This window comes from Bradyrhizobium septentrionale, assembly GCF_011516645.4.
Lineage (GTDB): Bacteria > Pseudomonadota > Alphaproteobacteria > Rhizobiales > Xanthobacteraceae > Bradyrhizobium > Bradyrhizobium septentrionale.
Map to the genome: position 1 here is coordinate 121,347 of NZ_CP088287.1, position 9,867 is coordinate 131,213.

The window sequence follows — 9,867 nt, forward strand, 5'->3', positions numbered from 1 at the left end:
ACGACACGAGACCCAGGAGTTTGCGATGAGGATCAGAACGATAGCCTTTGCAGCAACCGCAGTTCTCTTAACAGCATCAACACTTGCCTACGCAGCGGAGACCTCTTCCACGGTAGGAATGGGGCATCCTAGCGCCGCCGACCTCAACGCCTTGACGGATGCGCGCGTCGGCATGATCAAGGCCGCCTTGCAGCTTACGCCCGATCAGGAAAAATACTGGCCGCCCGTGGAAGGGGCCATCCGTGCGAGAGCGAAGAACCGACAAGTCCGCTTCGAGCGGGTGGCCGAACTGCGCGATAGCAGCCCAATGGAAGCGATTGGTGAACGCAATCCGGTCGAACTTATGCAACGTCGAGCAGAAATACTGAGTCAACGCGCGGTTGACCTCAAGAAGCTCGCCGACACGTGGGAACCGCTTTATAAGACGCTAACACCGGACCAGAAGAAGAGGATGGCATTCGCGACATACGCGGCGATGCGCGGGATGCGAGATGCGATTGAACATCAGATCGAAACCGAAGATGACGACGACTAGACTACCTGGCGTGACGCGTCGCGGAGCAACAAGTTTTGGTCCGCGACGATCGTCGATACACGCAATCCGGAATCAACGCATTTGATGGCGCGCCGGTGCCCTGACAATTTCGGCGATGCCCGACGTCTCAAAGGCCAGATTGATGTAGTCGGCCACCTCGTGACGGCTTTAGGCCGGCCAGATTGGCGATCTGGGAGATGATCTTTCAGACATATTCTCTCCAACAAAAGGCCGGCAGAGATGCCGGCCTAATTGATTGGAGAAAAGTATTAGGACAAGGTCAGTATCTCGCCGCGACCGGAGCGCCGTAGCCGCCAAAGCGATAATTCAAGCGCACGGTGACCATATCCACGTCCTGGCTGATCCGGTCGTTGAGTACGGCAGCGAGGCGGGGATCGGCCACCGAGAAGGAGTTATTTGCGTGCCCCATCCACAGATGGTCGTACTCCGCACCGATCGACCAGTTGGGGGCGAAGCCATACTCAAAGCCGACACCCAAGGTGCCGCCCCAGCGCGTGCTATCCGCCGAGACCAAACCGATCCCGGTGGTGTTGTCGAATATGGTCAGGCGATTGCTGGTCACAGCAGCGCCGCCCTTCACGTAGAGCAGCGCCGAATTCCAGGCCCAACCGAGCTGGCCGGTGAAGAGACCGATTGCATCAGTCTTCGCGGTGGTCGAGAGCGTCGGATCGAAAAGGCTCACGCGCGTGTTCTTGATGTCGGCCCAATCGCCTTGAGCTTCCAATCCAAATACGAACTGATTGGTTTGCCAGCGATATCCAATTTGTCCACCGGCCACGCCGCCGGAACGATCACCGCAGCCGCTCGCGACGGTCCCCACAGCAGTGACGAAATCTACGCAGTTGTGGCTTTGGCCCCAGCCGCCGTTGGCGCCGATGTAGAAGCCGGTCCAATCGTAAATCGGAGCCACCATCGGCGGAGGCGCCTTGGTGTAGGGACGGGCCGCTAAATCCGCCGCGCTTGCCGGTACCGACAGGCTCAGCGCCATCGCGCCAACCAAAATCTTCTTCATATGTGTTTCTCCCAGTCCGCTTCAGTTGTCCCCGAAGCGTTGAGGCCAGGCAGGAGCGCCTACTTCACTATTCCAGTTCTAATTGTAGGGGAGATGCTGCCGGTAGGCTGTACCGGCGAAGCCACACTCGCCGGCCAAGTCCGAGGACAAGCTATTAATCCGACTTAAGAATTGCCATTGCCGAATCTTGATACCCCCTATCAGGCTTGCCGCCGCAGGTCGGCATCTTCGGTCTTATGCTGGGCAGCCTCGGCTATGCGCTGCTCGGGTCCCTCGCGTCACCTTGCCGTCGGACGGACTTCCGCGATCTCGCTGATGATGGCGGGCACGGTAGGCTGCTTTGAATTGCGCCAGATCAAGTGCGCTCATGCGCCCGTTGCCTAAAGTTCCCGAGTTCACCGCCACGTCCATTTTGTACGGAGTTCTGCGATGTTGATCAGGACTACCACAGTGAGCCGCCCTGCGGTTGATGGGCAATTGGCGGCCCTTGCCGGCCAGCAGATCATCTGTAGCGAATTTACCTATCGCAGAGGGATGGAAGTATTTGGGGAGTGAGAGGAGGCCGAGTACGTCTACCAGATCGTCTCTGGTACAATCCGGACCTACAAGATGCTCTGCGATGGCCGCCGGCAAATCAACTCGTTCCATCTCGCGGATGATATGTTCGGGCTTGAGAATGGGATAATTCACCGCTTCACCGCCGAAGCAGTGACTCAGGCCAAGGTTCGCATCACGAGCCGAAGCAGCCTGCTCGATACGATTGCGCAGCGGGAGCCGGGCCAGGCAAGCCTTCTCAACCTCGTCACGCGCAATCTTCAGCACGCCGAGAACCACATGCTTCTGCTAGGACGAAAGACGGCGCTCGAGAAGTTAGCCGCATTCCTTCTGGAAATGGACGAGCGGCTTGCTCATCCGAACGTCATGAGCTTGCCGATGAATCGCCGCGACATCGCCGACTATCTTGGATTGACCCTCGAAACCGTGTCGCGCGCGTTTTCGATCTTGCGTGATGATAAGATGCTAAGGTTCGATGGACAAACCCAGCGTCAACTCGTTTTGCTGGATCGGGAAGCGCTTGTGCAGCTCGACGCCTGATCGTGCGAGCACGGCAACGTTCAAGTGCTGCGAGCTGACTTTGTACGGTCACGCCAATTCGTCCGTCGATGTCCTGCTGAAGCGTATGTTTTTGGCGCGCTCTTTCCGGCGCAGACTCGTCGGCTGCAACGAGCTCGACCGGGTTCGGACCTGCCTCGCCTACTGGATGTCGACGAGAAGCTTTTATCGAGGCGCAATATACTGTCGGTTCCCGATCAAAGTCTGGCCATAAATACGAATGCAAGGACCGCCAAAGTTTAACCCAGGTAGCTCTGCCTACGTTGCCTGCCGCGGAGTGAGTTGAGCACCCGCGCAGCCGTGTTTGCGCCAGCCAATCTCACTCATGCTGCAGCCCCAGGCCTTGTGCTCGAACACCGGCCAGTAGCGCTCGGCGAACTTCCTGTCGAACCCGCTATTGTGCGCTATGACGATGACTGCATCGTCTACGAAGGTCGCGGTGGCCGCATCGTCGAATCTGTGACCGGCCACCATCTCGGCGGTGATGCCCGTGAGTGCCGTAACGTCCGCCGAAAATAGAACCACTCGGCTCGTGGAAGGCGGAGAAGGTGTCGCGGACGCCGACGATCCGCCCGTCCGGCGTATAGTCGAACTTGAGCATCCCGAACTCGATCATCTCGTCTCTGGCGTGATCGAGGCCGGTCGTCTCGGTGTCCACTAGGACGCTGGTCTTGCAACCTGCCCGATGGTCGGCTGGGACGCGGCCCGCGGTATCAGGCGCCGCAACACTCGGTAGTCGGCCGACTGGCTCAAAGCCTCGGCCATCGCGGCCAGATCCGATGCGTCCTGAAGCATATCTTTCAGGGAATGCGATCCGATAGGCTCGGTAAGGTCGTACAATACCGTGTGCGCAGTGCACGGGGTGGCGCAAAGCCGCGCAATTCGTCGCGCCCTCGCCGGCATGTTCACGATTTTCGGCGACCATCCGCCGTCCAGAGCGGAACGGCCCTCCGTCAGGCGACTTGATCTCCCGAAGAGGCATAAATTCGGAGAGGAACCATGAAGACGATATTGGCAATAGCCTGCCTGACCGCACTCGCCTTCGCGTCGCCGGCGGAAGCCAAGGGATGCATTAAGGGCGCCATCGTCGGCGGTGTCGCTGGCCACATGGCCGGCCATGGCAAGCTCGGCGCGGCGGCGGGATGCGTCGTCGGATATCACGAAGCCAACAAGCAGAACCCGAACAACTCGAACGCTCAGGCTCCCTCGGGCCAGAAGTAGCGCGCGAGCACCTGGGCTGCGCCGTGAAGATCAGATCTCATTCCGAGAGCCACATCGTCGAGCTCGACGATGGCTCGCGCTGGAAGATATTTCCCGGCGACCTCGATCTGACGCTGAACTGGAAGCCCGAGACGGAAATCGTCGTCATGCCGGCTGACGATGATCTCAGTTCTCACCTGCTGGTCGGCGGAGACGCAAAGGTGCGGGCGATCGCCGAGGGCGAAAGCTGGTCGGCAGGTGAGGTCAAGGCGGTGCTGAAGGAAGGATAGGGATGTGCAGCGCGGCGGCCAGACCTTCAGAAAAAGTCTGCAGCGAGGTTCAGGCCATAGGTCATCGCCGCAAGAAGGGAGAGCAAAAGGCCTGCGCCGCAAAAGATCATGATGGTCTTGAGCCCATCGGAGCCGCCGACGTCCACGCTCGCGGAACGCAACAGCACTTTGGCGAATGCGATCATCGTCGGTCTCCTCGAGAGTAAGCGGCGTGACGAGGATAGCCGAGGGCAGCTTCGGCGAGTGTGAACCAGCTCTCAGGTCCGCTGGATCTCGATCGGGTGGGTAGCTTGCCCAGTGGCAGCCTTTTTGAGGGTATCCCGCTCCCGACAGAGATTATCGACCTTGGCTCGCATCCGGACGAGCAGCAGTTCAGCGGATGCCGTCGGGACGCCGGCCCGCTGCAGCATCCGGATCTCGCTCTCCTGAGCGCTGAGCTGCACTAATCAGCCCGAGGAGTATTTCAGCCGTTTGCGCTGCGCTGAGATCGGTATCCACCATCATATTGCTGGCGGGCTACGCGCAGGTTTTTGAGCTGCTTTGGCACCGTCCTAATCTTCGTAGTCGATGGAGCCGGCTGCCCCAGCCCGGCTGGCTGGGGGCCGTGGGCGGCCGAGCCGGGGCAACGCCTCGCTGGGCGGCGGGCCAGTGTGGCGCTTCCCTACGCTACGCCGCGTATTGAGCTATTCAACGGAGAACCGTAGCGAAAAGCGGCGGTTGCAACGCGAAGCGCAGCCCGGAGGAGCGCGATCGCGGCTGGCGGTGCAAGCGCTTCACTCCGGGCGCAGTCGCCCGCGCGCCTGTGTCCCGCGCTGACTTACTGACCATGTCAGCGAAAGAATGAGGCGGAGCTACGACCTGTGCCCCGCCGATCGATGCCGGAAAATGGCGGATGCGCCGCAGCAACTTAATCGCGTCGCTTTCTTGATCGCGCTCAAGCCACAAGGGTGCCTCAGCGATTCCCTGGCTTCTTCAGGTAAAGAAGCCAGGGATGCTTCCACTCGGCGCCGCCCACGCGGAATAGGCAGCATCGTCAGGTTGTATCAAAACGCAGCTTCGCGCCATTAGCCATTGGGGTTAGCGACTTTTGTCGGCATGGCACTGGATCTCCCCGCCAGCCCAGCCAAAAGCCCCTCCCGGGGCGGCTTTCGCGCGCCCTTGGGTTGCATTAAGCTTGAAAGCCGATGTTTGAAGCAGTGGGGAAAATATCATGGAAGACGCCCTAGAACGGGCCTACCCATGAAACCGCTAATCGGACTTATCGCGCTGCTCTTTACGACCGGCGCATTTGCACAAGCCGCTCCCCCGAAGGCGGCTAAAAGGCCGCCCGTTCAGATCAGGCCGCAAGCGCCAATGGGTTGCAAACTGGTCGGCACGGTCAGGGGCACCAAGATCTGGGCGGGCGACTGCATTGCTGCGGCACCCGCCGCGGAAACTCCACCACCGCCATCACCCCCGCCTGCACCGCCTAGTGGCCTCAGCGCCCCTGCAGAGAAGCAGTGATTAGGCGACGTTCCGCCGGCCGGTTGAGAATCGGTTGAGGCAAAGAAATGACAGTCGTCGACCTAAAGGAGCTAGCCCGTCTTATTCGTCAGAGGGCGCCTGAGAGGCTGGCGAGCGTGGTGTAAAGCGCTGATGCGGCGTAGGATTCGGTTGCGAAGCCAACCCCATCACCTCAACCGCGAACGCCACGCCCGCCATGACCGACGATATGATTCTGCCCTTCTCGTTTCCAGCCGTTCACGCCAAGAAAGTCACAGCTGCCTTCGATGGCGGTCGGCTGACCTCGAACGGGGACGTGATGCTTCTGGCGATGGCCGAGCGGCGTCTCGGCTTGGCCGACAATTTGGCCCGCGTGTTCCCGGATCGGCGCGATCCGACGCGGGTCGTGCACAGCCTTGTCGATATGTTCCGCGCGCGCATGTTCGCGATCTGCTGCGGCTACGAGGACGCCGACGACCTCGATCATCTGCGGTCCGATCCCGCATTCAAGCTGGCCTGCGGACGGCTGCCGGACACGGGTCGCGATCTGTGTTCCCAACCGACGCTGTCGCGGCTGGAGAATGCTCCGCGCCTGCGCGACGTGATCCGACTGACCTACACTTTGGTCGACGCATGGATGGATAGCTACCCGCGCGAGCCGGCATCCGTCACGCTTGACATCGATGATACCTTCGATGTCGTCCACGGCCATCAGCAGCTCTCGCTGTTCAACGCTCATTATGACGAACGCTGCTTCCTGCCGATCCACGTCTACGACACGGAGAAGAGCCGGCCCGTGGCGGTCGTGCTGCGGCCCGGCAAGACGCCGGGCGGCGTCGAGGTGCGTGCCCATCTGCGCCGCCTGATACGGCATATCCGGACGCGGTGGCACAACACGCGAATTACGTTCCGTGGCGACGGGCACTATGCCCGGCCGGAGGCACCGGAGGCAATGGCGTGGTGCGAGACCAACGGCATCGACTACATCTTCGGTCTGTCCGGCACCAAGCCGCTCGCCAGAAAACTCGACGAGGCCGCCGACGGCATCCGCACGCGACGCGCCATCGAGAACCTGCCGGTTCTGCGTGGCTATACCGAGACGCGCCACAAGGCAAAGTCCTGGGATCGCGAACGACGTACCGTCGCCCGTATTGAGGCGACGATGCTCGGCCTCGACATCCGTTTCGTCGTCACCAGCCTCGATGTCGGCTCGGCCGAGTGGATCTACGACAGCCTGTATTGCGCGCGCGGCCAAGCCGAGAATCTGATCAAGGTGCATAAGACACAGCTCGCCTCCGATCGCACCAGCTGCCGTTCGGCGCTCGCCAATCAAGTCCGCCTCGTTCTCGACACCGCCGCTTATTGGCTGATGCTGACCGTGCGCGACGCGATTCCCAAAGCCCGGGAATTGGCCACAGCCGAGTTCGCGACGCTGCGTCTTCGTCTCTTGAAACTCGCTGCCCGTGTCGTCGAGACCACGAGCCGCATTCGCCTTGCGTTTGCCGCGGCATGTCCCGAAGCCGACCTGATCCGCGGCTTGCCAGGCGCGCTGCTGCCGCTCGGTCCTTGACCGGCGGGGCGTCCGCCCCCCGTTCGCCCAACCCATCCCTCAAGCGCGTTGCAAAGTACCGGTCGTCAGGCGGTGAAAGCCGAAGGCAATCCCGCGCGCCTCGTCAGAGCAGATGTGCGGCCACACCAATCGGACTAAAAAAACGCACTCTCACGAATAGGACGGGCTAGCGGAAATGGCGGTACAGCTAGAGCATGATGTGTTTATACGGAAACGTACCCTGAATTTTTGAGATAGTTGGCGCACTCCTCCTTGGAGAAGCCGTTGGGTCGCGCTACGGCAGATGTTCTGCCGGCCGAGGGTCATTTGTTCGACCTGCTCGAACCGGAAGATGTGGCGCCGGAATGGAAACGCTGGTCGCCGATTCTCCTGCGGCCGGAGGGTCTTTATGGTACTCGCCCGGCAAAGGGCGGCAACAAGGCCGCCAAGCTCAAAGCCATCCGAGAGGCCCTACGCACCGCCCAGCAGGTTTGGCTCGCCACCGACTGCGACCGCGAAGGCCAGCTCATCGGTCAGGAAATTCTCGAGCATTACAATTACCGCGGCCGGGTGCTCCGGGTACTATTCACCGCGCAGGACGCGCAGACCATCCGCGACGCGTTCGTGCGGGCAAAATCCAATGCCGAATATGCCAGGCTTTACGCCGCGGCCGTCGCCCGACGGCAGGCGGACCAGATCTACAACCTGTCGCTCACGCGCACCGCGACCGTCATCCTGGGGCAAGGTGCTCGGCGTGTGATCGGGGTTGGTCGCGTGAAGACGCCGACCTTGGCGATTGTCTGCACGCGCGAACTGGAAATCCGAAACTTCGTGCCGCTCTCCTATTTTGAGGTTGTTGCGACCGCGAAGGTTGCCGGAGGGCAATTCCAGATGCGTCACGCGCCGCAGGAGCGGATTGTCCGTCGCGAGGTCGCCCAGGATATCGTTAATGCAGCTCAGGGCTTCGAGGGCGCGCTTGCGGTGCGCGTCGAAGAAAAGCGGCATGGGCCACCCAAGCTGCACGATTTGCCGTCACTACAGAAACTGTGCGGCTCTCGCTTCGGCTGGCCGGCCAGCAAGACGCTCGAGGTGGCGCAGGAACTCTATGACGGTCAGAGCAAGAAGATCATCACCTATCCGCGCGCGGAGGTACGCTACCTGCCGCAGAGCTTGATAGCGGACGTTCCGAAGATCGTGACCGGACTGCAGGTAGGCCAAGCGTTCAGCGCAATCCCCATGCCAGAGCCTCCGATGATCCGCAAAGGTGCAAGCGGCAGTTTCTACGATAAGGGACTGGAGGGCGCGAGCCATCACGCCGTCATTCCCAATGTCAACACGATCGATAAGCTGCGCGAGGTCTGGCTTCGTCTGTCATCCGATAAGAAGAAACTGTTCGACCTCGTCGCGCGGGCCTATCTGGCAGCGCTGATGCTCGACTTCCGCTATCGGCAGACAAACGCAACTCTCGACGTCCATGGCTTCGAGCTCCGCGCCTCCGGCCGCCAGAGCATCGATCTCGGTTGGCACGCAGCATTCCCGGACTGGCAGCCCGTCGACGAAAATGGCGATGAAGCACAATTGCTTCCGGAGCTGCGCCAAGGTGAGACCGCACAACTGCAGAATTCCAAAATTGACGACAAGGAAACTCGGCCGCCGCCGCGTTACAACGAAGGCACCCTCATCGATGCGATGCAAAATGCTTGGCGCTTCGTCGACGACGAGCCCCTTCGGCAACGCCTGAAGGAAGCCAAGGTCAATCTGATCGCCTACAACCTGATCCGCATCCCCAAACTGGTTGCAGCGTAGCCAACTTGGCGTCCAGACCACCAAAGCGCTTCAAACTCTCAAACAAATCATCCCAACAATGGCACCCGCGACAGAACAAACGTAAGCGCGAAGCCGATACCCTGGCTTCAGAGTTAGAATGAATGTGCGAAGAAGCCTCCGGCTTGGAACGGAGGTTTGGATGGGATTGGACAGCAAAAAGGACGTCCATTTGGGCGGCTCACCGGTGGGGCCGGTGAGCCGGCTGGAGCGAGGCGCCGGCGCAGGCACGGGCTGGGGCGGCAGGTGCACGACATCCGGTGCCGACGGGCGATTGATCGGGCGAAGATCAATCGGAGCGCGCGGCGCAGGAGTCACGATCGGCGGCGTCGGAATGCGCGGCGGCACATAGGTCGGCGCCGGCACCGGGATACGTGGCGGCGGAACGTAGGTCGGCTGCACCGGCGTCATCCTCGCGGTCGCATTGGACATTCGTTACAACACGCGGAATGTGTGTCATCGACGGGCGAGATTTCCTCGCGACCGTCTTTCAGCTCGGAAATCCTGATGCAAGCCGAGGCGTACTTGGGAGACTATTTGGCCCGGCAATCCTTCGTTATGCTGATCGCGCCTGGTCACTCCCGGCCACTGATACCCAGGGACGGATCGGGTGCTTTGACCTAGCCCGGCAGGACGACGAGGTCATCGCGGCACATGCCGCCAACGAGCTTGTGATCGGCGGCCGTTATCAGACTCGGTTCTCCTCGGCATTCCTGGTACGGGCACCAATTGTCCCAAAGTCCATCCTCGCGGTCGAGCGGGTCGACCATCGCGGCTACGTATTGCCGGAGATCAACATCACGCTGGAGAAGGCGTTGGGTCGTTAAAGGCGATCCAGTCG

Annotated in this window: 9 protein-coding genes and 2 pseudogenes; 8 read left to right on the forward strand and 3 right to left on the reverse strand. The window is 60.9% G+C overall.

All coding sequences use genetic code 11. The annotated features are described in order from the left end of the window. Positions 1 to 25 precede the first annotated feature (25 nt). On the forward strand, positions 26 to 535 hold the full coding sequence (locus HAP48_RS49795) for a Spy/CpxP family protein refolding chaperone (protein ID WP_224497274.1): 510 nt from the start codon (positions 26 to 28) through the stop codon (positions 533 to 535). Positions 536 to 815: 280 nt separating this feature from the next. On the opposite strand, the gene HAP48_RS49800 is transcribed toward HAP48_RS49795, so the two are convergent. Continuing rightward, positions 816 to 1,568 carry an outer membrane protein gene (locus HAP48_RS49800; RefSeq protein ID WP_166218055.1) on the reverse strand — a complete coding sequence of 251 codons (753 nt, stop codon included), beginning with the start codon at positions 1,566 to 1,568 and terminating at the stop codon, positions 816 to 818. A 197-nt stretch (positions 1,569 to 1,765) separates the two neighbouring features. Here HAP48_RS49800 and HAP48_RS49855 point away from each other — a divergent pair. Both HAP48_RS49855 and HAP48_RS49805 read left to right on the forward strand, forming a co-directional pair. Then, a pseudogene (locus HAP48_RS49855) lies at positions 1,766 to 1,904 on the forward strand (SulP family inorganic anion transporter); the annotation flags it as partial. 93 nt (positions 1,905 to 1,997) lie between these two features. After that, positions 1,998 to 2,663 (forward strand): annotated as a pseudogene (locus tag HAP48_RS49805) (helix-turn-helix domain-containing protein). Between the two features lie 276 nt (positions 2,664 to 2,939). Here the strand turns inward: HAP48_RS49805 and HAP48_RS49810 are convergent. After that, on the reverse strand, positions 2,940 to 3,206 hold the full coding sequence (locus HAP48_RS49810; protein ID WP_224497273.1) for a hypothetical protein: 267 nt from the start codon (positions 3,204 to 3,206) through the stop codon (positions 2,940 to 2,942). Between the two features lie 474 nt (positions 3,207 to 3,680). Between HAP48_RS49810 and HAP48_RS49815 the strand changes: the two genes are divergently transcribed. Together HAP48_RS49815 and HAP48_RS49820 are read left to right on the forward strand one after the other, a co-directional pair. Continuing rightward, positions 3,681 to 3,902, forward strand: coding sequence for a hypothetical protein (locus HAP48_RS49815; RefSeq protein WP_166107228.1), 222 nt, complete (start codon positions 3,681 to 3,683; stop codon positions 3,900 to 3,902). A gap of 23 nt (positions 3,903 to 3,925) precedes the next feature. Then, entirely contained in the window at positions 3,926 to 4,171 is a 246-nt protein-coding gene (locus HAP48_RS49820) for a hypothetical protein (RefSeq protein WP_166107227.1), read from the forward strand. 26 nt (positions 4,172 to 4,197) lie between these two features. Here HAP48_RS49820 and HAP48_RS49825 read toward each other — a convergent pair whose 3' ends face one another. Then, complete coding sequence (locus tag HAP48_RS49825; RefSeq protein ID WP_166107226.1) at positions 4,198 to 4,356, reverse strand: hypothetical protein; 159 nt, start codon at positions 4,354 to 4,356, stop codon at positions 4,198 to 4,200. A gap of 1,514 nt (positions 4,357 to 5,870) precedes the next feature. Here HAP48_RS49825 and HAP48_RS49835 point away from each other — a divergent pair. From HAP48_RS49835 to HAP48_RS49845, 3 genes are all read left to right on the forward strand, one after another. Then, positions 5,871 to 7,223, forward strand: coding sequence for an IS1380 family transposase (locus HAP48_RS49835; RefSeq protein ID WP_166218061.1), 1,353 nt, complete (start codon positions 5,871 to 5,873; stop codon positions 7,221 to 7,223). A gap of 306 nt (positions 7,224 to 7,529) precedes the next feature. After that, positions 7,530 to 9,008: a DNA topoisomerase gene (locus HAP48_RS49840; protein WP_248114221.1), complete on the forward strand. Its 1,479-nt coding sequence runs from the start codon at positions 7,530 to 7,532 to the stop codon at positions 9,006 to 9,008. A gap of 467 nt (positions 9,009 to 9,475) precedes the next feature. Continuing rightward, positions 9,476 to 9,853: a hypothetical protein gene (locus HAP48_RS49845; RefSeq protein ID WP_166218064.1), complete on the forward strand. Its 378-nt coding sequence runs from the start codon at positions 9,476 to 9,478 to the stop codon at positions 9,851 to 9,853. Positions 9,854 to 9,867 lie beyond the last annotated feature (14 nt).

Excerpts from the sequence above, each read along its gene's own strand:
- HAP48_RS49795 (WP_224497274.1), top strand. The coding sequence starts at position 26 with ATGAGGATCAGAACGATAGCCTTTGCAGCAACCGCAGTTCTCTTAACA.
- HAP48_RS49800 (WP_166218055.1), bottom strand. The coding sequence starts at position 1,568 with ATGAAGAAGATTTTGGTTGGCGCGATGGCGCTGAGCCTGTCGGTACCG.
- HAP48_RS49815 (WP_166107228.1), top strand. The coding sequence starts at position 3,681 with ATGAAGACGATATTGGCAATAGCCTGCCTGACCGCACTCGCCTTCGCG.
- HAP48_RS49825 (WP_166107226.1), bottom strand. The coding sequence starts at position 4,356 with ATGATCGCATTCGCCAAAGTGCTGTTGCGTTCCGCGAGCGTGGACGTC.
- HAP48_RS49835 (WP_166218061.1), top strand. The coding sequence starts at position 5,871 with ATGACCGACGATATGATTCTGCCCTTCTCGTTTCCAGCCGTTCACGCC.
- HAP48_RS49845 (WP_166218064.1), top strand. The coding sequence starts at position 9,476 with ATGTGTGTCATCGACGGGCGAGATTTCCTCGCGACCGTCTTTCAGCTC.